20 protein-coding genes and 1 pseudogene are annotated in these 22,895 nt (G+C 60.4%); 12 read left to right on the top strand and 9 right to left on the bottom strand.

Annotation, left to right across the window (positions count from 1 at the left end; all coding sequences use genetic code 11):
- Window positions 1-248: 248 nt before the first annotated feature.
- From WCA85_RS01870 to WCA85_RS01860, 3 genes are all read left to right on the top strand, one after another.
- Window positions 249-1,022: an SDR family oxidoreductase gene (locus tag WCA85_RS01870; RefSeq protein ID WP_424061389.1), complete on the top strand. Its 774-nt coding sequence runs from the start codon at window positions 249-251 to the stop codon at window positions 1,020-1,022.
- A 39-nt stretch (window positions 1,023-1,061) separates the two neighbouring features.
- Window positions 1,062-2,759, top strand: a complete 1,698-nt coding sequence (locus tag WCA85_RS01865) for a long-chain fatty acid--CoA ligase (RefSeq protein WP_424061388.1) — start codon at window positions 1,062-1,064, stop codon at window positions 2,757-2,759.
- 193 nt (window positions 2,760-2,952) lie between these two features.
- A complete protein-coding gene (locus WCA85_RS01860; protein WP_424061387.1) occupies window positions 2,953-3,267 on the top strand; it encodes a hypothetical protein in 315 nt (104 codons plus the stop codon).
- A gap of 64 nt (window positions 3,268-3,331) precedes the next feature.
- On the opposite strand, the gene WCA85_RS01855 is transcribed toward WCA85_RS01860, so the two are convergent.
- The 6 genes from WCA85_RS01855 to WCA85_RS01830 all read right to left on the bottom strand — a co-directional run bounded on the left by WCA85_RS01855 (window position 3,332) and on the right by WCA85_RS01830 (window position 9,683).
- The gene (locus WCA85_RS01855; protein ID WP_424061385.1) at window positions 3,332-4,789 is read right to left on the bottom strand and encodes an MFS transporter; all 1,458 of its coding nucleotides are present in this window, start codon (window positions 4,787-4,789) and stop codon (window positions 3,332-3,334) included.
- 78 nt (window positions 4,790-4,867) lie between these two features.
- Window positions 4,868-5,254, bottom strand: a complete 387-nt coding sequence (locus tag WCA85_RS01850) for a VOC family protein (RefSeq protein WP_424061384.1) — start codon at window positions 5,252-5,254, stop codon at window positions 4,868-4,870.
- 1 nt (window position 5,255) lies between these two features.
- Window positions 5,256-6,230, bottom strand: a complete 975-nt coding sequence (locus WCA85_RS01845) for a hydroxymethylglutaryl-CoA lyase (protein WP_424061383.1) — start codon at window positions 6,228-6,230, stop codon at window positions 5,256-5,258.
- A gap of 15 nt (window positions 6,231-6,245) precedes the next feature.
- Complete coding sequence (locus WCA85_RS01840; protein WP_424061382.1) at window positions 6,246-7,439, bottom strand: CaiB/BaiF CoA transferase family protein; 1,194 nt, start codon at window positions 7,437-7,439, stop codon at window positions 6,246-6,248.
- A 117-nt stretch (window positions 7,440-7,556) separates the two neighbouring features.
- Window positions 7,557-8,537, bottom strand: coding sequence for a D-2-hydroxyacid dehydrogenase (locus tag WCA85_RS01835; RefSeq protein WP_424061380.1), 981 nt, complete (start codon window positions 8,535-8,537; stop codon window positions 7,557-7,559).
- Window positions 8,538-8,678: 141 nt separating this feature from the next.
- On the bottom strand, window positions 8,679-9,683 hold the full coding sequence (locus tag WCA85_RS01830; protein ID WP_424061379.1) for an alpha/beta fold hydrolase: 1,005 nt from the start codon (window positions 9,681-9,683) through the stop codon (window positions 8,679-8,681).
- Window positions 9,684-9,921: 238 nt separating this feature from the next.
- Between WCA85_RS01830 and WCA85_RS01825 the strand changes: the two genes are divergently transcribed.
- The 3 genes from WCA85_RS01825 to WCA85_RS01815 all read left to right on the top strand — a co-directional run bounded on the left by WCA85_RS01825 (window position 9,922) and on the right by WCA85_RS01815 (window position 14,158).
- Window positions 9,922-10,368 carry a cupin domain-containing protein gene (locus WCA85_RS01825; protein WP_424061377.1) on the top strand — a complete coding sequence of 149 codons (447 nt, stop codon included), beginning with the start codon at window positions 9,922-9,924 and terminating at the stop codon, window positions 10,366-10,368.
- A gap of 255 nt (window positions 10,369-10,623) precedes the next feature.
- Complete coding sequence (locus WCA85_RS01820) at window positions 10,624-13,623, top strand: DNA-binding protein (protein ID WP_424061376.1); 3,000 nt, start codon at window positions 10,624-10,626, stop codon at window positions 13,621-13,623.
- Between the two features lie 25 nt (window positions 13,624-13,648).
- Window positions 13,649-14,158 (top strand): DUF1697 domain-containing protein, encoded by a 510-nt coding sequence (locus WCA85_RS01815; protein WP_424061374.1) that lies wholly within the window; start codon window positions 13,649-13,651, stop codon window positions 14,156-14,158.
- Between the two features lie 31 nt (window positions 14,159-14,189).
- On the opposite strand, the gene WCA85_RS01810 is transcribed toward WCA85_RS01815, so the two are convergent.
- Window positions 14,190-15,137 (bottom strand): LysR family transcriptional regulator, encoded by a 948-nt coding sequence (locus WCA85_RS01810; RefSeq protein ID WP_424061372.1) that lies wholly within the window; start codon window positions 15,135-15,137, stop codon window positions 14,190-14,192.
- A gap of 185 nt (window positions 15,138-15,322) precedes the next feature.
- On the opposite strand from WCA85_RS01810, the gene WCA85_RS01805 reads away from it, so the two are divergent.
- From WCA85_RS01805 to WCA85_RS01785, 5 genes are all read left to right on the top strand, one after another.
- Window positions 15,323-16,636 carry an MFS transporter gene (locus WCA85_RS01805; RefSeq protein ID WP_424061371.1) on the top strand — a complete coding sequence of 438 codons (1,314 nt, stop codon included), beginning with the start codon at window positions 15,323-15,325 and terminating at the stop codon, window positions 16,634-16,636.
- Between the two features lie 66 nt (window positions 16,637-16,702).
- Entirely contained in the window at window positions 16,703-18,229 is a 1,527-nt protein-coding gene (locus tag WCA85_RS01800) for a CoA-acylating methylmalonate-semialdehyde dehydrogenase (RefSeq protein WP_424061370.1), read from the top strand.
- A 36-nt stretch (window positions 18,230-18,265) separates the two neighbouring features.
- Window positions 18,266-19,156 carry a 3-hydroxyisobutyrate dehydrogenase gene (gene mmsB, locus WCA85_RS01795; protein ID WP_424061368.1) on the top strand — a complete coding sequence of 297 codons (891 nt, stop codon included), beginning with the start codon at window positions 18,266-18,268 and terminating at the stop codon, window positions 19,154-19,156.
- A 116-nt stretch (window positions 19,157-19,272) separates the two neighbouring features.
- Window positions 19,273-19,662, top strand: coding sequence for an SRPBCC family protein (locus tag WCA85_RS01790; RefSeq protein ID WP_424061367.1), 390 nt, complete (start codon window positions 19,273-19,275; stop codon window positions 19,660-19,662).
- Between the two features lie 146 nt (window positions 19,663-19,808).
- Window positions 19,809-21,014, top strand: coding sequence for a sensor histidine kinase (locus WCA85_RS01785; protein WP_424061365.1), 1,206 nt, complete (start codon window positions 19,809-19,811; stop codon window positions 21,012-21,014).
- A 4-nt stretch (window positions 21,015-21,018) separates the two neighbouring features.
- Here WCA85_RS01785 and WCA85_RS01780 read toward each other — a convergent pair.
- Together WCA85_RS01780 and WCA85_RS01775 are read right to left on the bottom strand one after the other, a co-directional pair.
- Window positions 21,019-21,198, bottom strand: a pseudogene (locus tag WCA85_RS01780) (SDR family NAD(P)-dependent oxidoreductase); the annotation flags it as partial.
- Between the two features lie 157 nt (window positions 21,199-21,355).
- Window positions 21,356-21,847: a GNAT family N-acetyltransferase gene (locus WCA85_RS01775; RefSeq protein WP_424061363.1), complete on the bottom strand. Its 492-nt coding sequence runs from the start codon at window positions 21,845-21,847 to the stop codon at window positions 21,356-21,358.
- 212 nt (window positions 21,848-22,059) lie between these two features.
- Between WCA85_RS01775 and WCA85_RS01770 the strand changes: the two genes are divergently transcribed.
- Window positions 22,060-22,863, top strand: coding sequence for a phytochelatin synthase family protein (locus WCA85_RS01770; RefSeq protein WP_424061361.1), 804 nt, complete (start codon window positions 22,060-22,062; stop codon window positions 22,861-22,863).
- Window positions 22,864-22,895 lie beyond the last annotated feature (32 nt).

Raw genomic sequence — 22,895 nt, 5'->3', positions numbered from 1 at the left:
TGAGGGCGTGGCGCCGGACCTTGGCCGCGAGGACTCGGAACAAACCAGGGGAAAACACTCAGTCTATGAGTGCTGTGCGTAAGGAATTTGACAGTCGGGGGTAACTCCCGATGACAAGCCATTCCACTCAGTTTATATGGAAAGTGAATGACCGTGCTTTTATTTACACGGCCGAAACTCACACGTATGATGAGCCGAATCTGGAAGGCGAACTGGCCGCCCAGAACACACTAACAAGGAGACGCCGGATGCACGTAAAAGACCTGTTCCAACTGGAAGGCAAGGTGGCGCTGATTACCGGCGGTTCACGCGGGCTGGGCCTGCAGATGGCCGAAGCGCTAGGGGAAATGGGCTGCCGCGTGGCCATCACGGCACGCAAGGCCGACGAACTCGCCGAGGCAAAGGTGCATCTGGAGGCGCGGGGCATCGAAGTGCAGACCGTGGTCAACGATCTGGCGAAGTTCGAGAGGATTCCCGATCTTGTCGGCGAAGTGCTCGGGCAGCACAGCCACATCGATATTCTCGTGAACAACGCGGGCGCAACCTGGGGCGCTCCGGCTGAGGACTATCCGGATGAAGCGTGGCACAAGGTGATGAATCTGAACATCAACGCGCCGTTTTTTCTCACCCGCGAAGTGGGCAAGCGGAGCATGATTCCGCGCCGCGCAGGCAAGATCATCAATATTGCTTCCATTGCGGGCCTTAAAGGTGCACCGGCGGGCATGAATACGATTGCGTATAACACGTCGAAAGCAGCGGCGATCAACTTTACGCGGGCGCTGGCTTCCGAGTGGGGCCGGCATAACATCAACGTGAACGCGATCTGTCCGGGCTTTTTTCCATCGAAGATGTCGGCAGGGCTGCTCGCTACCATGGCGGATTCGGTTATTGCCCACTCGCCGTTGCATCGGCTAGGCGGCGAGGAGGATCTTAAAGGCGCCGTCGTGTTTCTTGCCAGCGAGGCATCGCGCCATATCACCGGCCAGCATCTCGCGGTGGACGGTGGTGCCAGCATCGTGTGAGCGCTAAAGCACTAACTCTGGTCGACACAGGAGACACTCTTGAACACGCTTCATCACGCGCATTGGCCGCCCGGCACACCCCAGCATTTAACGTTGCCGCAGACCAACCTGTTCTATAACGCGGAAGTCTCAGCCACGCGCTTTCCGGACAAGCCGTTCATCGTCTTCTACGACACGCCAGTGACGTTCGCCGAATTCAAGGATGAGGCCGAACGCATCGCAGGATTCCTGCAGCAGAAATGCGAAGTGAAGGCGGGGGACCGTGTGCTGCTGTATATGCAGAACAGTCCGCAATGGGTCCTGGCGTACTACGGCATCTTGCGCGCCAACGCGGTCGTGGTGCCGGTCAATCCCATGAACATGACGGATGAGTTGCGCCACTATGTCCACGATAGCGGCGCGACGACGGCCTTCGTCCCTCAGGATCTGTATCCGCAGTTGCAACCGTTGCTAGGCAATGCACCCGACCAGGGCCTCAAGCATGCGATTGTCGCGACATATAGCGACTATCTGAAGCAACCGCCCCGCGTCACGCCGCCTGAGTTCGTGTCTGCGCCGCAAAAGCTCATTGAGCATCGCGGCGTGACCGCATGGAGCGATGTGCTCGCGCTCGATCTTGAGCCGGGTCCGCTCACGGCCGGCCCCGACGACCTGTGCGTGATGCCGTACACCTCGGGGACGACCGGCAAGCCGAAGGGCTGCATGCATACCCATAGCAGCGTGATGAGTACGCTAGTGGGCGGTTGCGCATGGTTCGGGGGTTCCCAGGACAGCGTCCATTTGTCGGTGCTGCCGCTGTTTCACGTGACGGGCATGCAGGGCGGCATGAACAGTCCGATGTATTCGGGCGGCACTATCGTCGTCCTGCCGCGCTGGGATCGCGATGCGGCGGCTCAGTGCATGCAGCACTACGGTGTTTCGACGTGGCAGTGCATCTCGACCATGATGGTCGATTTCCTATCGAACCCGAGGCTCGGCGAATACGACCTCTCCCAGCTAAAAGCGACGCGTGGCGGCGGTGCTGCAATGCCCGATGCGATCGCGCGCAAGCTCAAGACGCTCACCGGTCTTGACTTTGTGGAGGGCTATGGGATGTCCGAGACGATCGCGGCGACGCATATCAATCCGCCGCAGCGTCCAAAGCCGCAATGCCTCGGCATTCCCGTGTTCGATCTAGATGCCCGCATCGTTGATCCGGCCACGCTAAAGGAACTGGCAAGAGGGGAAACCGGCGAGATCATCGTGCACGGGCCGCAGGTGATGCAAGGTTACTGGAACGATCCGAAGGCGACGATGGAGGCGTTTATCGAACTCGACGGCAAGCGCTTTCTGCGCACGGGCGATCTGGGTCACATCGACGAGGACGGTTATTTCTTCATGACCGATCGCCTCAAACGCATGATCAATGCATCGGGTTACAAGGTTTGGCCGGCGGAGGTCGAGGCGTTGATGTATCGCCATCCAGGGATTCATGAGGTGTGCGTGATCGGCGTGCGCGATGAGCGGCGCGGCGAAACCGTCAAAGCGCTGGTTGTGCCGGCCGCGTCATTCGCAGGCAAGCTGACCGAAGACGACATCATCACGTGGGCCCGTGAGCAGATGGCGCCGTACAAGGCCCCACGTATCGTCGAGTTCGTGGCTTCGCTGCCGAAGTCCGGTAGCGGCAAGATCTTGTGGCGCAAACTACAGGAAGAAGACGCCGCACGAAGTGCTGCGCCGGGCAACAGCAAGAGCTGATGTGCGCTGCTCAGGCGGGTTCAGGCTGAAGCGCCGGATGATTGCCTCGTAGAGGTTGGACTCTTTTCGGCGTTGTTTTGCGGTAAGCTAGATTGCAGGTGCTTGCGGCACCAGACGCGGGTTTGGCAACACGGGTCCGGTTGGGTGCCTCATCTGCGAAACGACTCACAACATAGAGAGGGAGACATCAGCCATGAAGCGTTTTCGCCTGAAAGCAATCGCATTGGGGTTTACGGTAACGACACTCGTTGCTGGGTCTATCGTCCCGGCCTTCGCACAGGGGGACAGCGGCGCGTCGGACGCAGCCAAGGCCATGGCTGCCTCAAGCGCCAAACCCACCAAGGCTGAACGCAAAGCCGCGCGCAAACAGGCGCGGGACAAGAAAAACGCTGAACTGAAGAAACTCGAGGCAAACGGGTATCAGCCGGGCCGCGCCGATCCGAATTATCCGCAAAATCTGCAGGACGCCCAGAAGAAAGCGGGGATCGGGCAGGGTGCGAGCCAGTAACGGCATTCAATCGATCTAACCGAAGGGCGTCGCGCTTTCAGTCAGGCGACGCCCTTTGCCTTGGCTAAACCGGATTGATTTCATCCTGGCTACGCCGCGTCGTGTTCGGACCCAGGATGCGCAGCGTCACCGCGACGATCAGCAATGCGGTCGCAATGATCGTGAACATCGCTCCCGCGCCTTGCTCGTTCAATACCGGAAGCAGGAGGAATGGCAGCATACCGCTTACGATGCGGGACAACGAGTAAGTGCTGCCGATTGCGGTCGAGCGCACACTGGCTGGGAATATCTCGGACTGGTACACATGATACGCATTGCTGAATACATTCGATGCGCAGGTCGTCAAAAATCCAAAGCAAACGATCAACGTCGAGTTGTTCGAATAGGCAAAGAGTAGTCCGAATACCGCGATCGACAGGATCGAACTGATGACCAGGGTGCGGCGCTCGATCCAGTTGAGCAGGGGAATCGACAGCAAAGACCCAATGGGATAACCCACGAACGACAGGGCGATAAACAAGGTTCCATTGGTGACGTCGTAGCCACGGCTTTTCACCACGGTGCTCGCCAGCGTACCAAAGCCGTAGTAACCGAAGCCCTGTAGTAAATGGAAAATCACCAGCATCATGTAACGCTTGTTGTATGGAGCGCGGCGCAGCAACGCCACGCGCTCGCTTAAGGTGGTCGGGTTTCGCTTCGTGTTCGCCTCAGGAGCAATCGTCGATACGGTCACCCCGGCGCTTTTCGCAAAACGCCGCAGCATCGCGTGGGCTTCCTGAACGCGTCCTTGTGACAGAAGCCAGCGCGGACTTTCGGGCAACCTGTGTTGCACGATCAGGACTAACACCGCGCCTACGCTGCCAATGGCAAGAATGACCCGCCAGCCCGCAACTTCGCCGAAGTGTAAAGCGTTGAGCCACACCGCGAGGAAGCCAACGAGAGGCACGGCCACGTATGACGTGGTGTAGGCCCACGCAGCCAGTCGGCCACGACGTTCCTTAGGCAAAATCTCCGAGAGAAAGCTATCCGCAACAGGGTAAAGCGCGCCCACGCCGATGCCCGTCAAGACGCGGCAGATCACCAGCATTTCCGCGTTGACCGAGAACGCACCCAGCAGAGAAAACGCGCTGTACCACACCAGGTTAAACAGGAACGCTTTGCGTCGGCCGATGCGGTCGGCCATGCTTCCCAGGAAAAACGAGCCAAAGAACATGCCGATAAAAGCCGAGGCCAACAATAGCTTGAAGTCCGTGCTGTGCCTGTCGATACCGTATTCGCTCTGCAGCGCCGTGCCGATCGAGCTGACGAGGAAAATCTCGTACATGTCGAAAAACAGGCCAATGCCGATCACCAGCACCACGAATCGATGTAGCGAGCCGACCGGCATGCTGTCCATCCAGCCGCCGACGGTCAGCGCGTCGGGATGGTTGGCGGCCGTCTCGACGGTCGTGCCGGCGTCGTACGAAGGAATGGGCGGGTGGGCAGCGGCACTGCTGCCCACGTCCAGATGATTGGCGCTCATGACGTCTCCTAGATGTATTAACGAATACCGTGTGCTGCCCGTGGTTCTCTGTGCCCCGGTGCGGCGCGCCGCTGCGATTCAGTTCAGTAGTTCTGAAATCTCGATGAGATTGAGATCCGGGTCCCGCACATACACGGAGCTGATTTTCTGTGTCGCGCCGGTGCGTTCGACCGGACCTTCAATGATCGGCCACTCCACTGCCTTCAAATGACTGATCACGTCGTCCAGCGGTACGGAGGCGATGAAACACAGATCCAGCGCGCCAGCCACCGGGACGTGTGCCTTAGGTTCGAACTCGGCGCCCCGGACGTGCAGGTTGATCTTCTGATTGCCGAAGCGGAACGCCAGACGGCCCGCGCCGAACGTTTCAAGCTCCATCTGCATGACTTTGGTGTAAAAGTGCTTTGTGGCCTCGGGGTCGACACACGTGAGGACCAAGTGATCCAGATGGTCAATCAATGGCATATCAGACTCCTTGTTGAACGAGGGCGCGCTGTTCGGGAATGCCGTTTGCCGCGCTGGCCGGCATTTTGTGAAGATCGAGCCGGCGGCCTGCCTTTAGCACCTGGCTAGGCACATCGTGGCCAACCAGTCCTGGAAGCAGGGCTGCGGCTTCCATCGCGGCACTCAGGTTCACGCCCGTTTCGTATCCTTCCAGCTCAAGCATGTGAACCAGTTCTTCGGTACAGACGTTGCCGGTCGCGCCGGGTGCGTAGGGGCACCCCCCCAATCCGCCGAGCGACGAATCAAACCGGTCCACGCCTGCGCCTATTGCCGCCAGCGTGTTGGCGAGCGCCATCCCACGTGTATTGTGGAAATGCAATGTGAGTTCGAGTCCCCTGAGCGTTGCGATCGCATGACGACACAGTTCATTGACCTGTGACGGGAACGCCATGCCGGTCGTGTCGCACAGCGTCACGCCGTGGACACCCAGATCGGCAAAGCGCTGCCCCCAACTGAGAACTTCGCTTACTGCGACATCGCCTTCCATCGGGCACCCCATCGCGGTAGACAGGGAGACGTTGATAGCAACGGATGTTTCCTCGACCACTTTAATGACGTCGCGCAGTTGTGCGAACGATTGCTCACGCGTCATGCGAAGATTGGTGCGGTTGTGACTTTCACTAACCGACATTACGAGGTTGACCTCGTCCACGTCACAGGACAATGCGCGTTCCGCGCCGCGTACGTTGGGGACAAGCACCGTATAAACGACGCCGGGCTTGCGCGTGATTCGATGCATGACGGCTTCGGCATCGCGCAAAGCGGGGATGGCTTTCGGCGACGTGAACGACGTCACCTCTATCTTGGCAAACCCGCAGTCGTTGAGCTTGTTCACCAGGGCAATCTTGGCGTCGGTATCGACAAACCGGGCCTCGTTCTGAAACCCGTCTCGTGTGGCGACTTCCTGAATGTAAAGCCGCTTGTTGGCATGCGACATATCGATTGCTCCTTGCTAGATGATGTTGCGTGAGCGCCAGTCGTCGCGCGTGTGCTGGTCAACGCCGAGAGTTTCGAGGATGGCGTCGGTGTGCTGGCCGAGCGTTGGGGCGGCGTGATGGATGGTCCCCGGTGTTTCGCTGAGCTTCGGCACGATGCCCGGGACCTGGACAGGTGTGCCGTCGGGCAGTTGTGCATCGACAATCATGTCGCGTGCCTTGTAGTGCGGATCCGCAGCGATGTCTGCAACGTCGTAGATCTTTCCGGCGGGGATGCGCGCCTCGTTGAGCGCCGCGAGCACGTCGTCGAGGTTGCGCTGCGCCGTCCATTGGCCAATCGCGACGTCGATACGCTCGACCTGTTTGACACGGCCATCATTGCTTGCCAGGGCAGCGTCGTCACCCAGATCGGAGCGGCCAATCAACTCCATCAGCCGACGAAAGATGCTGTCACCGTTCCCGGCGATCAACGCGTATTTGCCGTCGCGGCACGGATAAGCGTTACTAGGGGCGATGCCCGGCAGGCTGCTGCCCGATGGCTGGCGCACCGCGCCGAACACGGAGTATTCGGGCAGCAGGCTCTCCATCATGTTGAAGACGGATTCGTAGAGCGCGACGTCAACCACCTGGCCTTGGCCGCCGTTTTGATCCCGGTGACGCAGCGCGAGCAGGACACCAATAACGCCATGCAAGGCCGAGAGCGAGTCGCCGATTGAAATCCCGACGCGTACCGGCGTGCGGCCGGTTTCGCCGCTGAGATGTCGCAAGCCGCCCATCGCCTCGCCGACCACACCGAAACCCGGCCGATCGCGATACGGGCCCGTTTGACCATATCCGGAAACACGCAGCATGACGAGACCGGGGTTGATCTCGCGCAGTTCGTCCCAACCCAGTCCCCATCCTTCGAGCGTGCCTGGACGGAAGTTTTCGATCAGGACGTCGCTCTCCTTGATCAGGCGGCGGGCAACGTCCTGGCCTTCAGTGGAGCGTAGATTGAGCGTGAGGGATTCTTTGTTGCGCGATTGCGCGGCCCACCAGACGGAGGTGTCCTGATGAATCAGGCGCCATTTGCGCAGTGGGTCGCCGGAACCCGGCGGCTCGATCTTGACCACATGCGCGCCGAACTCCGCCAGCATCTTGGCCGCGAACGGACCGGCGATGAGTTGCCCCATTTCGAGCACGCGCACGCCTTCCAAAGGACTTGTCTTCACGGTGTCTCCGGAAAATGACTGTATGGCTTTTATGCTGAGGCATTTTCCGGAGCCTGATAATCGATGGATTCTCAAGCATGCTTTCCGTGGAGGAAAGGCTCTTGCGACGCGCGGTGACTATTTCGTGGAGACGACGTTTGCGGGCGTGCCGTTGCAAAACGCCGCGATGTTGTCGATGAGCTGGTCGGCTAACCCCTGGATCGCTTCGTCGCTCGCCCAGGCCACATGCGGCGTGAGAATAAAGCCAGGGTGGGACAGGATGGCCTGAAACGGGTGATCTGACGGCATGGGCTCCTGGGTGACGACATCGAAGCCTGCGCCAGAGATCATTCCGGATTTCAACGCGTCGACGAGAGCATGTTCGTTGACTAGGCCGCCACGCGCCGTATTGATGAGTAGCGGTTTGCGTTCCATCTGAAGAAATTCTGTTTCGCCGATCAGGTCCCGCGTGGCAGGTGTGAGCGGACAATGCAACGTGATGATGTCGCTAGCCTGGAGGACTTCCTGGAACGGGGTATAAAGCGGTCCCATGTCGTCGCGGCCTTTATAGGCGGAGAAGAGCACACGAAGTCCGAGGGCGCGGCCGATATCGGCCACCGCGCGTCCCAACGCGCCATCACCAATGATGCCTAGCGTGGAGCCACTCAAGTCCCTGATTGGAAAATCAAAGAAGCAGAACTGGTTCGCTTGCAGCCAGCGGCCGTCGCGCACTGCGTCGCGATAAGCGACGAGGCTGCGCCGTAATGCGAAGATCAGCGCGAATGTGTGCTCCGGAACCGTATGCGTGGCGTAGTTCCGAATGTTGCTCACCACGACGCCCCGTTCGGCACAGCTTTGCAGATCGACATTGTCAGTACCTGTGGCTGCGATTGCGATCATCTTCAGGCGCTTCGCGCTTTCGATATCCGGGCGAGTCAGGCGGACCTTGTTGGCAATGACGATGTCCGCATCTGCAATGCGTGCCGCTACGGATTCGGCGGGTGTCCTCTCGAACACTTCAAAGGTATGCGGGAAGGAAAGGGCCTTGAGCACGGTTTGCGGGGAAATCGTGGCACGGTCGAGAAAGACCACCTTCATGGGGGCGGGAGAGTTCGGCATGGGCGTTCCGAGGTTTGGCGTTAAAGGTTGGCTGTGTTGGATCTCCGCTATTGTGAACGGCAGCCAGATTCGTGGCTTTCCGGTTGCTCAATCCGGCTTGCGGTGCAGGAAAGGCGCGCGCTCAAGGTTTCAACGGGCTGATCACAAGCCCCTGCGCTGCAACCACTCCAGCACTATCCCCGCGACCACATCGCTGTTGTCATCCGCCATCAATGCATGCGTATTCCCCGTGATGCCGCGCGCCGGCAGGTCGATCCATTCAACATCCGCCCCTGCCGCGCTCAACGCATCGGCCCACCGTCGCACCGCAGGCAACGAGCGAACCCAGAACGGATGGGCGTCCAGATAGTCGCCCCAGACGAACAGACGGGGGACATCGCGCAGCAGCGCCGGGTCGCTTTTCTCCGGGTCCGGCGCGCCGGAAGGCTCCAGCGAAACGACAGCCCTTGCACGCTCAGGCGCGTGCAATGCCGCCGTCAGTCCGAAGTTGCCACCCTGGCTATGCGTGAGCACGATCGACGAGCCGAGGCGGGCGAGCAGCGCGTCATACGCAAGTTGGGTGCGCGCGTTGTTGATCGCCCAGCGAGGCACGAACTGATTCATGAACGCTTCCATCCGGGCGACGGGAAAGCGCACGCCAGCATGTGGCCTGCGTAGCGCCGGATCGGTATGCCACGTGCCTGCAGCACCGAAGCGGAACGTCTCTTCCCACGCCTCCTTCGCAGTACGGAAATAGGGCGCCTCCTCGTAGACCTCCGGGTACGGTGCCCAGGACGCGCGGCCACGCTCGACGGCGTCGGACACATACACATCGAATCCTGCACGCAGGAAGTACATCTGCCAGCCAGGGCGGCCATCGGGTGTGGTTTCCCAATTGACACCGCTCATCCCGCCGCCGTGCCAAAGCAGCATTGGAGAAGAACTGCGCGGCGCCGCGAGCTTCACGTATTGCACGTACATCTGACCGACGATAACTTCTCCATTGGGATCGATCGGATGCGCTGCGCCGTTGTTGGTGCTGATGCGAACGCGTGGCGGCATACCCGTCAACGAAACCATCTCGCCCCCGACATGAAAACTGCCGATTTCGCGCACGGAAATAGGGGTATCCGTAGAACGTCCAGACAAATCATCAGCGGTGTTCATTGGCTGCTCCGTTCAGTGTATGTCCCACATCCAGCCTTCGGCCTGGCAGTGTAACGATGGTCGCAAGAAGCACCGCATAAGTATATTGCCCGTGGCTCGCGTGCATGGATTCGAATAACCCCACACCAGTTTCATTTGTCCTCCGAACTTCCGCGAACTTCTGCCCCCTAAAGCGCTGTTGGCACTACACTCGTGCTGTTTTGACGCTCAGGAATCTTCAACCCGCAGGAGACAGAAAATGGCGGCAATCGATACGGCAGGGCAAAACGAGCCGATTCAGGTCGGCGAGTTAACCATCCGGTACCTGCTCGACGGAACCGCGACTGGCGCCATGGGGATGTTCGAGTTGACCGTGCCGCCAGGCTCCCGCGTGCCGCCGCCGCATAGTCATACGCGCAATGAAGAATGCGTCTACGTGCTGGAGGGCAAGCTTCGATACACGGTCGACGGGACCGTCCGCGATCTCGGGCCCGGCGATTGCATGCATACGCCGCAGGGGGCCGTGCATCAGTTTAGTAATCCGCATGACGTGCCGGCTCGCGCGCTGATCACGCTTGCGCCCGACATCGGGGCGCAGTATTTTCGCGACGTCGGTGCCGTGCTGCATGCGGGTGGACCGCCTGATCGCGTCAGGCTCTTTGCTGTCATGTCAGCGTACGGACTGGTACCCGCACTCCCGCAATAAAATAAAAATCATCGGGCGCAATACAGCAACGGTTGCCCGGCACGTAAAGCGGTGAGCCTCATTCCTATACAGTGACCGCCAGAAGCGTGTCAGCGGATACCCGTAGACATGGGCAAACACTGCGGGAAAAGGGGTTGGTAACATGTATCCATACGAGGAATGGTTTCATTTGCCTTTCATCGGAAAGGTTGCCGGACGGCGCAACGTACTGCAGACTCTACTTTCTGCCGGGGAAGATTGATTTTTGGGGCGCTTATGTCGATGGACGTAGACACGATCACAGATGACCAGATTGCAGGAATCGCAGACCGAATGACCGAAGAGGGGCGGAAAGTCTCGCCGGTATCTGTCTGGTCAGAGGTTCAGGGCGGTTCAATTGTGGCCATTGCTGCAGCCCTGCAGCGCTGGCGCGAGGCGCGCCAGCCCGACACGCTTCCCGTTCAGATCCAGCCGCCTGGACTGCCCGAGAATGCGACCGAAGCGATGATGAGTGCCGCAGGGCGGCTGTGGGCCGCCGCGCACGACGAAGCTCAAAGGGTGTTTGGTCAGCGCCTGGGTCTGATCAATCACCAACTCGACGCGGCCTTCGCGGAACGCGACGAGGCACTGGTCGAATATCAAAGGTCAGCGGAAGAAGCCGGCGCGGGGCGCGAGCGCATCATTGCGCTGACGAATGCGCTGAGTGCCGCGGAAAATGCGGCGGCGCGTCTCACAGACGAACTCGCCCGTACGACCGGCCGTGCCGAAACTGCGGAGCGGCGCGTCGACGAACTCGCGCAACACGCTTCGGAAGTGGATGGGAAGCTGGAGCAGACGAAAGCGGCGCTTGCAGAGGAGCGAAACGCGCGCGACGAGTTGGCGACCATCGTCATGGTCAAAAACGAGGAGATCGAGCAGGCCAATCTGGAGCGCGACGCGGCGCGGCAGGAAGTCGCCAGCCTGGGTGAATCGATTCAGCAAAAGAGCAGTGCGCTGAGTGCGTCGGAACACGAGGTTGCGCGTCTCGCGGCGGAACTCCACACGGTCACAGGTCGCGCCGAGACCGCTGAATCTCGTGCTGAGGGACTCGTGCAGCGTGCATTGGACGCTGAAGCCAATCTCAACTTTGCGCAGACAGCGCTCGACGACGAGCGCATGGTGCACGAAGAATTGGGCGCCGTGGTCGCGAACAAGAACGATGAAATCGCGCGGATGGCGCGTGACCGTGACGAACTGATTGACCTTGCCGCAACCAGGAACGACGAAATCGCGCGCCTCACGAAGGAGCATGAGGCGCAGGTTGCGGTTGTCGCGAGCAAAAACGATGAAATCACGAAGATTGAGCAGGAGCGCGATGCGCTGAACGCCGCTGTCGCAAGTAAGGGCGATGAAATTGCGAAGATTGCACAGGAGCGTGACGACGCACGACAAGAGGTCGCTTCGCTAAGCGACGCTTACCAGCAAAAGACGACCGCGCTGAGCGCCGCTGAAATCGAGGCCGCGCGTCTCGCCGTGGATCTGTCAACGGTAACGGGCCGCGCCGAAACGGCCGAGAGCCGTGTCGAGGAACTCGCGCAGCGTGCGTCGGCGTCAGAGGCCACACTGGATGCCACTAAAGCGACGCTTGACGAGGAACGCAAGGCGCACGAAGAGTTGAGCGCCATGGTCGCAAACAAGACCGATGAAATCGCACGGATCGCTCGGGACCGCGACGAAATGATCGACCTGGCTGCCACGAGAGGCGAGGAAATCACACGGATCACGCAGGAGCGTGACGCGCTGCATACCGATGTCGCAAAGAAGAGCGGCGAAATCAAACGAACCGCGCACGAGCGGGACGCGGCTCGTCAGGAAGTCACAGCATTGAACAGCACACTGGAGGAAAAGACGGTTGCGCTGACGGCATTGGAGGCCAGCGCGTTCGAGCTTCGGGCGGAACTCAGCACAGCCACCGACCGCGCGGAAACTGCCGAAACACAGGTAGCGGAACTCGAGATGCGTGCATCGGAGGACGATGCAAGGCTGGAGCTTGCGAAGACCTCGCTTGACGAGGAACGCAAAACGCGCGAAGAGTTGGCCACGGTGGTCGCGAGTCAGAGCGATGAGATTGCGCGGATCGGTCAGGAACGTGATGAGGTACGGCGAGAAGCCACAAATCTGCGCGACGCATTCAAGGAAAAGCTGACCGCGCTGAGTGCTTCAGAAGAAACCGGTACACGGCTCGCGGCCGAACTCGTCACAGCGGCTACGCGCGCCGACGCTGCTGAGACGCGGGTAGCGGAACTCACGCAGCGTATGTCGGAAGAAGGCGCGCGACTGGAGCAAACGACCGCTTCCCTGGACGAGGAACGCAAGGCGCGTGAAGCGTTGGATGCTGCCGTAGCGGATAAGAGCGAAGCAATTAGCCGGATCACGCAAGAGCGCGACGAGGTGCGTCGGGAGCTTGGCGCCTTGTCGGAAACGCATCAGGCACAGTCGGAGGAAATGAGCCGATTGTCGGAGGAGGCGAGCGCCGCTGCGTCGCAGGCAGAAACCGCCATGACGCAGACGAAGGCAAGCCTCGCTCGCGTCGCGGCGTTGGAGGCCGAACTGGAAGAGGCCCACAAGTCGCTCGCGGCGGAGCGGAAGACGTTCGCTGCCGGGCTGGATGAAGCCTCGGCTCAGCGCGACGAGGTTCAGCGCATTACACAGGAACTCGACGGGGCGCGTGAGCGGCTCAGCGCGTTGAACCAGGCGAAAACGACTGCGGATGCCGAACTCGCCCGGATTGCCCAGGATGCGGCGGCCGCTCGCGAGCGCGCTGAAGCTGCGGAAGAACGCGCAGCGGAGTTGGCGCAACGCATCGCTAAGCTTAACCAGGCTCGTGCGGCCGAAGGGGCTGGCGATCATCAACCCGATGTTCGCGCGGTTGAGTCCGATCAGTCAGAAGAAGTCGCCGCATTGCATCGTCAGATATCGGTGCAGGCCAAAGTGCACCAGAAGGCTTTTAACGAGCTTCGCGCAAGCGCGGAACAATGGGTGGCGCATGCGAAGGAGCTTAAACAGCGACTTGGCCACGCAAGCGAAAGGGTCTTGTTCATCGACGCACGCAGCACCGGGGAAGTCGCATTGGTTCGGCGGCTCTCGTCTGAACTCGAACGGCTGAAGCCGGATCACGAACTGGTATCGCGTGAGGTGCAGCAAAAACTGATCAGTTCGACCATGACGCAGCAACTTGCCATGAAGGGCTATCGCTACGACCCCTCGACGGCAGTGATGTCGAAAGTGGATGGTTGATGAGCCGGGAAATGGGCTTGCGTAAATGACCGCTTACGTCGCTCTCTTGCGGGCCGTGAACGTCGGCGGCACGGGCAAGTTGCCTATGCCGGAGCTTCGTGCAATGTGCGAGGCGGTGGGCTTTGCCAAGGTTCGAACATATATCGCGAGCGGTAATGTCGTGTTCGAAAGCAAGCTCGCAGAAGCTTCGGTGAAGGCGAAGCTTGAGCGTGCTCTTGAGACTTACGCGGGCAAGCCTGTAGGTGTGCTGGTCCGCACCGGCGCCGAACTGGCTGCCGTGCTCGCCAGCAATCCCTTTACATCAGCGCCGCCCAACCGGACGGTGGTCATCTTTATCGACAAAGCTCCGCCTGCAAATGTGCTGGCCAGTGTCAGCGGTCAGCAGTCGGAAGAAATCGGCCTTGGAACGCGCGAGCTATACGTGCACTACGCAAACGGGATCGGACAGTCGAAACTGAAGATTCCGCTCGCGAGTACGGGGACCGCACGCAATATGAATACCATTGCCAAGCTCGTCGAGTGGACGAGTGGGTAGGGGATGTATCGCCAGCGTGATGCGTGACGGCTCAAGCACTGCCCAAAGCGAACGGCTCCAGAAACCTCAGTTCCTTCTCTTCCCCCATCAGCAGCCCCCGGTTCAAATCCGCTGCAGCGCGCAAATAATCCCACAACGAAGTAATCCTGCGTAATTTGCGCAGGTCTTCGCGGCAGCACAACCAGAAATTCCGCGTCACCATCACCTCATCCGGCAAGACTGGCATCAACAACGGATTCGTCTCGGCCATGAAGCAGGGAAGGATGGCTAGCGCTTGCCCTTGCAGCGCCGCGTGATACTGCGCAATCACGCTCGTGCTGCAAAGATTGGCCGTCGCGCCAGGAATCGTCCGGTCCAGATAAAGCAACTCGCGGCTAAACGCCAGATCCGCTACGTAACTGATGAACGAGTGATCCCGCAGATCCGCCACCGTGTTCACCGGCCCATGTCGCTCCAGATAGTCCTGCGTTCCGTAAAGCTTGAGCCGGTAATCGCACAGCCTGGTATACACATACTGCCCGCGTTCAGGGCGCTCGAGCATGATGGCGAGATCCGCTTCCCGCTTGGAGAGGCTTACAAAGTGCGGAACCGGCAGCAGATCGATGGAGATATCCGGGTGCTGTCCCGCGAAGCGCGCCAACTGCGGCGACAGAAAGAAACAGCCAAACCCCTCAGTGGACCCTACGCGCACATGACCTGATAGCGAATGCGCGCCGCCAGTGAACTGCTCTGCGGCGGACTGCACCGTGGTCTCCACCGCGTCGGCATAGGCCAGCAGGCGTTGCCCGTCAGCCGTCAGCACAAAGCCGTCGGCACGCGACTTGTCGAACAGCACCGTGCCGAGGGCCGTCTCGAGTTCTCTCACCCGCCGCGCGACCGTCGTGTGATCGACACCCAGCCGCCTGGCTGCGCCGCTCGCGCGCTGAGTGCGAGCCACTTCAAGGAAGTAGCGCAGATCGTCCCAGTTCACGCTTGGCATCCAGTCTCCGGTCCATGCAAGCTATTGCGGCTTGTGTTTTTTTGCATATCAGATGGGCTTTTTCATCTCTATACCGTGGATATTCGAATAACTATACTCGTTTGCAAGCTGCTGGAACAACCACTGCTTTGGCCGTCCGCGTGACCCGTTTGACTGGCCGCCTAAAAAATACCGGAGACAACAGGATGCAAATGCAATCGACCCCCGACAGGGCGGCTGTTGCCGCGCCGATTCCAAAGCGCGCCAGGGACTACCTGATCGCAGGCTGGGCCAGCATGGCCGGCACGACGATCGAATGGTATGACTTCTTCCTGTACGGCACGGCCGCGGCGCTGGTCTTCAACAAGATATTCTTCCCTACGCTTGATCCCATCCTCGGTACGCTCGCCGCGTTTGCCACTTACGGCGTGGGCTTTATCGGGCGCCCCATGGGCGGCATCGTGTTCGGCCACTTCGGCGACCGCATCGGCCGCAAGTCCATGCTGCTTGTCACGTTGCTGCTGATGGGTATCCCAAGCATGGTGATTGGCCTGATTCCGTCGTATCAAAGCATCGGTTTCTGGGCGGCCGGCTTGCTGGTCGCCATGCGTTTTCTGCAGGGCATGGCGGTTGGTGGCGAATGGGGTGGGGCGGTGCTGATGGCGGTAGAACATGCGCCGCCTGGGCGAAAAGGCTTTTTTGGCAGTCTGCCTCAAACCGGAGTGGGCTTCGGTCTGATTCTGTCATCGCTTGCGATGGCCGCTGTCACCGCGTTGCCGGAAGCGGATCTGCTTGCATGGGGCTGGCGCATTCCGTTCATCGCCAGCATTGCGCTGGTCGTGATCGGCTGGGTGATCCGGGTACGGGTGCCTGAATCGCCGGACTTCGAACGCATCAAGGCGCAGGGTCCGCCCGTGAAGGCGCCGATCCTCGAAGCGATGCGTCGCCATCCGCGTGAGCTGTTGATCATCATCGGCGCACGGACAGCGGAGAACACCTGGTTCTATCTGGTCGTTGCATTCGCGCTGGCCTATGCGGCCAATCAGTTGAAGATTCCCAAGGCCGACATTCTGCATGCGATTACCGCCGGCGCTGTGCTCTCGCTCTTCACGATGCCGTTTTGCGGTTATCTGAGCGATCGCATTGGCCAGCGGCGACTGTTTCTGATCGGCCTCGTGATCATGTGCCTGTTTGCTGCGCCGTTCTTCGCGATGCTCGGCACGCGTCATCCCGTCACCGTGTGGTGGGCGATGGTGCTGGGCGTGGGTGTCGTGTTTCCGATCCTCTATGCGCCGGAATCGCAGTTGTTCGCTTCACAGTTTCCGGCCGAGATTCGTTACAGCGGCATTTCGTTGTCCGTGCAGATTGCGGGCGTGCTCGGCGGTGGCGTCGCCCCCATGATTGCCACGGCGCTGCTGGCGATGGGTGGTGGCAATCCGCACTACGTGGTCGCTTATATGGTGGCGTTGGGCATCGTTGCGTTGCTGTGCACGCTGTTGATGCAAAAAAGCGCGCAATAGCAAATCGCAAACTCAATCTGCGACCTAAGCTTGAATTTATCCTTGATCCAAACCAGAGAGTCAATCATGAATGCTGTTACCCAGGCCTCCAATTCGAGCGTCAGCACGGTCAAGCTGCTGATCGACGGCGAGTACGTCGAATCGAACACCCGTGAATGGCGCGATATTGTCAATCCGGCGACGCAGGAAGTGCTGGCCCGTGTGCCATTCGCGACCGCAGAAGAGGTCGATGCCGCGATTCGCGCCGCTCACGCCGCGTTCGCCACCTGGAAGACCACGCCGATCGGCGCACGCATGCGCATCATGCTGAAGTTCCAGGCGCTGATTCGCGAGCACATGCCGCGCATTGCAAAGACGCTGTCCGCTGAGCAGGGCAAAACGCTGCCGGATGCAGAGGGCGATATCTTCCGTGGTCTTGAAGTGGTGGAGCATGCATGCTCGATCGGGACGCTGCAGCAGGGCGAATTCGCGGAGAACGTGGCGGGTAGTGTCGATACGTACACCTTGCGGCAGCCGATTGGTGTATGCGTAGGCATCACGCCGTTCAACTTCCCGGCGATGATTCCGCTGTGGATGTTCCCCATGGCCATCGTCTGCGGTAATACTTTTGTGCTGAAGCCGTCCGAGCAGGATCCGTTGTCGACGATGCAGCTGGTCGAACTCGCGGTTGAAGCGGGCGTGCCGAAGGGGGTGCTGAACGTTGTGCATGGCGGCAAGGATGTGGTGGACGCGCTGTGCACGCATGAACTGGTGAAGGCCATTTCTTTCGTAGGTTCGACGGCGGTGGGCACGCACGTCTACCGCCTGGGCAGCGAACACGGCAAGCGTGTGCAATCGATGATGGGCGCAAAGAATCACGCCGTCGTGCTGCCCGATGCCAACCGCGAGCAGGCGCTCAATGCGCTCGTCGGCGCTGGCTTCGGCGCGGCGGGCCAACGCTGTATGGCGACCTCAGTGGTGGTGCTGGTCGGTGCATCGCAGCAATGGCTGTCCGATCTGGTGGAGAAGGCGAAGACACTGAAGGTCAACGCGGGTAATGAAGCCGGCACCGACATCGGCCCGGTGGTTTCGCGCGTGGCGAAACAGCGTATCCTCGGACTGATCGAGGCAGGCGTGAAGGAAGGCGCGACGCTCGCGCTCGACGGACGCGACATCACGGTGCGCGGCTACGAAGAGGGCAACTTTATTGGCCCGACCATCTTTGCCGACGTAAAGACCGAGATGGAAATCTACCGCACGGAGATCTTCGGGCCGGTGCTGCTGGTGCTAAGCGTGCCAACGCTGGATGAGGCGATTGCTCTGGTCAACCGCAATCCGTATGGTAACGGCGTGGGCCTCTTTACCCAAAGCGGCGCTGCAGCGCGCAAATTCCAGAGCGAGATCGACGTGGGCCAGGTGGGCATCAACATTCCGATTCCGGTGCCGGTGCCGTACTTCAGCTTTACTGGCTCGCGCGGTTCCAAGCTGGGCGACCTCGGCCCGTACGGCAAGCAGGTGGTGCAGTTCTACACGCAGACCAAGACGGTGACGGCGCGCTGGTTCGACGACGCCACGGTCAACGATGGCGTCAACACCACCATCAGCCTGCGCTAAGCCCGCAACCTACAGGTACGAAGCGGAGACGCAATCATGAAGATCGGATTTATCGGGCTCGGCAACATGGGGGCGCCCATGGCGCTCAACCTGCTCAAGGCCGGCCATACAGTGAACGTGTTCGATCTGAACGCCCAGGCAGTACAGGCGCTGGTTGATGCAGGAGCGAAGGCGCCGGGCTCGCCAAAAGCGGCGGTGACGGACGTTGAATGCGTCGTCACGATGCTGCCAGCAGCGGCCCACGTGCGCAGCGTGCTGACAGCGGATGACGGTGTGCTCGCCGGGATCCCCAAAGGCGTGACGATCATCGATTCGAGCACCATCGACCCGGCTAGCGTCAAGGCATTCGCGGAGCTGGCCGCGCAACACGGCAATGCTTTCGTCGATGCGCCGGTTTCTGGCGGCACGGGCGGCGCGGCAGCCGGGACGTTGACGTTCATGGTGGGTGGCAGTGCGGCGGTCTACGAGCAGGTCAAACCGGTGCTCTCCGGGATGGGCAAGAACATCGTCCATTGCGGCGACACCGGGACGGGGCAGGTGGCGAAGATCTGCAACAACCTGGTGCTCGGCATCACCATGGCGGGGGTCGCGGAAGCGATGTCGCTTGGCGAGGCGCTGGGGATTGATCCGAATGTGCTGGGCGGCATCATCAATACATCGACGGGCCGTTGCTGGAGTTCGGACACCTACAATCCGTTCCCGGGTGTGATCGGAACGGCGCCGTCCTCGCGTGGCTACACGGGCGGCTTCGGCACGGATCTGATGCTCAAGGACCTGGGTCTTGCCACCGACGCCGCCAGACTGGCCCGTCAGCCGGTCTACCTGGGGGCGCTCGCGCAGCAGTTGTATCAGACCATGAGCACGAAGGGAGCAGGCCGGCTGGACTTCTCGGCGGTGATCAAGCTGTATCGCACTGAGGAAAGCTGAGCGCTGCCGACGGCGACAAACCCGGGCTTTCGCACGACCTTGCTCAATTTTCCCCGGGACATGTGCGCCCGGTGGTCTTATCGTGGCACTTCCGTCACTGCAAACGGGAGTGCCCGATGACCTCCATCTACCGTGAAGTCATACTTCAAACCGACGCTTCAAACGCGTGGCTGGCGTTGCGCGATTCAAACAACGTGGCTCGCGTGTTCGCGGGCGTACTAACCGGCGTCACCGTTGACGGGGACGTGCGCACGGTGACCTTCGCCGGCGGTCACGTCGCGCAGGAGCGCATCGTCGTCATCGACGACGCCAGAATGCGCGTCGCCTACACCGTATGCGGGAAGCGCTTCGCCCATCATCATGCGTCCATGCAAATCGTGCCGCTTGCGGATGGCCAGTGCCGCTTCGTGTGGATCTCCGACTTCCTGCCCGATTCTGAGCACGCTTTCGTAGAGACACTCGTGGACGCAGGATGTGTAGCGGCGGCGCGCAATCTCGCCACGTAGCGCGCGGCGATTGGAGCTTAAGTCGGGTGCCATAGTTGCCCCTTCAAATAGAGAGCGAACGCACGCACGCGACCGGAATTTCCCGACGATTATGTTACAACGTGCACGTATGCGGCAGAATGTGGTCAATGACCCGGTGAAACCACGTGCACAACTTACCTATTTCGATCGATTCTCAGGAAGCGCTGGCGCGCGATATCGGCGCGGTTTCCCGCATTGGTGCCGTACCGGCGATTCTCCGCATGATATGCGACGAGACCGGAATGGGTTTCGCCGCCGTCGCCCGCGTGACGGACGCCACATGGACCGCTTGCGCGGTACAGGACGACGTTAACTTCGGCCTGAAGCCGGGTGGTCAACTGGAACTGACCACTACGCTGTGCTTCGAATCGCGCGCGGCACGTGCGGCGATCGTGATCGATCAGTTCAGCCTGGACGCAAAGTACCGTGGCCATCACACGCCCGCCATCTACGGGCTGGAAAGCTATATATCAGTGCCGATCGTTTTGCCCAACGGCGAGTATTTCGGCAACCTGTGCGCGATCGACGCGCGCCCCGCCAAGGTTTCCGACCAGCGGGTGGTGCGAATGTTCGAAGTGTTCGCGCAGCTGATCGCCATCCAGCTGGACAGCGAAAAGCGTCAGTGGACGACCGAGGCCCAGTTGATGAACGAGCGCGAAACCGCCAATCTGCGCGAGCAGTTCATCGCCGTCCTGGGCCATGACTTGCGCAATCCGCTCGCCGCAGTCAGTGCAACCGCTGAGATTTTAAGCCGCAAGACGGCCGATCCCGATCTGCTGACCATGGGCAAGCGTCTGAAAACGACCGTCGCGCGAATGGCCCGGCTTATTGATGACGTAATGGATTTCGCACGTGGACGCCTGGGCTCGGGCCTCTCGGTGACGCGGCAACCCGTCGACAATCTGATGCCGCAACTGCGTGCAGTGGTCGACGAACTGCGCGACGCCAACCCGGCGCGCACGCTTACCTGCGATCTGGCGATTGACTCACCCGTCAACTGCGATCCAAGCCGCCTGCAGCAACTGCTATCCAATCTGCTTGGCAACGCACTGACACATGGCTCGGCGGACAAGGCGGTTAGCGTCGAGGCGAAAATCGAGCAAGAACACCTTGTGCTTGCGGTGACGAACGGCGGTGATCCGCTCGCCGCCGATTACCTCGTGCGTATTTTCGAGCCGTATTGGCGTCCGCCGACCAGTGCACCGGGCGGCGGCCTGGGGTTGGGTCTCTACATCTGCAAGCAGATCGTGAATGCCCACGGCGGCACGCTTGAAGTTATTTCGTCGCAAGAAAAAGGCACCCAGTTCACCGCGCGCCTTCCGGTTGCCTGATGCCTGCGCTTGCCTTGCCGCCTGCCGCGGTGATCGCCGCCACGACCGCATCGGCGCCTGAGCGGCTAGATGCGTAATTGACGACGACGGCCGCGCCTTCAGCGGCGAGCGCCTTGGCGATAGCAGCGCCAATCCCTTTCGATGCACCTGTAACGACAGCGACTTTGCCAGTGAGCTTGCTCATGATTGCTTCCTTCCCGGGTTCAGGTATCGGAGCCGACGCGGGACGGTTCCCGCGTCTGTATATCCGGTGTGACTGGAAGCAATGTACTGAATGAGCGGCGCGAAATAATTGCGTCTGCGGCGAATACAATTGCCGCTTTATCCCAACAATCGTGCGGCTAGGGGCGAGGATGTCCGAATGCGCTCAGGTCCAACTCGAGAAATTGGGTGCCCTGTACCGGATTGAACACATAGGCAGGGATGGGCCTGAAGCCGAGCGAGACGTATAGATCCTGGGCCGCGCGCATGCTTGGAAGCGTATCGAGCCGAATTTTGGTGTAGCCGGCTGCATTGGCAATTTGAACGACCTGGGTGGCGAGGCGTCGGCCAAGCTGTTGACCGCGTCCCGCGGGTCGCACGTAAAGACGCTTCATTTCGCACACACCGTCATCATCCAACGGACGCAGCGCGACGCAGCCAATGATCGCACCATCGTTTAGGGCGAGCAGAACGCGGCCTCGCGGAGCCGCATATTTTCCGGGCAGCGCTGCCAACTCTGCTTCGAAATCCTGAAAGCTCAAGTCGATCTCGAGGCTCGCTGCGTACTCGCGGAAGATCGCGCGAACTTCGTCTAGCTGTCGAGGAAACTGTGCCTCGTCAATCTCCGTCATGAATGGAAGCTCCGTTGTTGGGGGGATCATGCGTGGCGTCGCGTTCTGGTTTCTATCGTAGAGTAGACAGCTTTTCCTCGCGACGAAATCCCGCCTTGGCGGCGGATTTCACGAAGCGATTACTTTCGTGTTAAAAAATCGGGGTTCGTCCGTGGCGTCGATAGAGGGCGAAGCAGTAATGGCCGGTAAATCATTCGCTTGAGAAGGGTTCGATGTCCAATTGTTCACTGCTTTCCACGATGCCGCGCACCGGTTGGCGCACCTGGCTGGCCGCTGGCCTCGTTGCTGCACTCGCGGCGTGCGCGCCGCTGCAGCCCAGCGCGAGCCATGCCGATGCGCCCACAGCGATCCGTTCCGCCGACGGACCCCTGCCGGTCCCACCGAACCTGGTCGCGCTGACGCAACCCGAAGGTCAAACGCGGCTGATGTCCGCCGCCGACAAGCAATCGTACTGGCCGCTCGCGCAGTACTTCGAAACCCAGAAGAACGAGGCGTACTGTTCGGTGGCCAGTTCGGTCATGGCGCTCAATGCGTTGGGCATCCGGCGCCCTGAGTCGACGCAATACCCCGATTTTCCGTATTTCTCGCAGCAAGACTTCTTTCGCAGTGTCGATCCGCAAGTGGCTACTGCTGCGCAAGTATCACGCGAAGGCATGACACTCGATCAACTTAGTGCGGTGCTGAGCGGATTTCCCGTCGACGTCCAGAAGTATCATGCTGGCGATCTCACGCTCGGGCAGTTTCGCGACCTGATTCGCAGGACTACCGCGCAGAGTGACCGTTTCGCGCTGGTGAACTTTCACCGCGTGGAGATTGGCGAAGAGGGCGGCGGACACTGGTCGCCGGTTGCCGCTTTTGATGCCGCGAGCGACAGCGCGCTCGTGCTTGATGTAGCACGCTACAAGTATCCTGCTGTGTGGGTGCCGCTTGCGCAGTTGTATGCGGGCTCGCAAGCCGTTGATAACGTCAGTGGGCTTTCCCGGGGCATTGTGGTGGTGAGCAAACGGGCCAATTGATAGGGGGCGCGAAGTGCGCAGGCATCCGGGCC

Origin of the sequence: Paraburkholderia sp. (genome assembly GCF_049581445.1) — a bacterium.
Classification (GTDB): domain Bacteria; phylum Pseudomonadota; class Gammaproteobacteria; order Burkholderiales; family Burkholderiaceae; genus Paraburkholderia.
The sequence above is the reverse complement of the archived record's forward strand: the minus strand, read 5'-3'. Positions and strand labels throughout refer to the sequence as shown.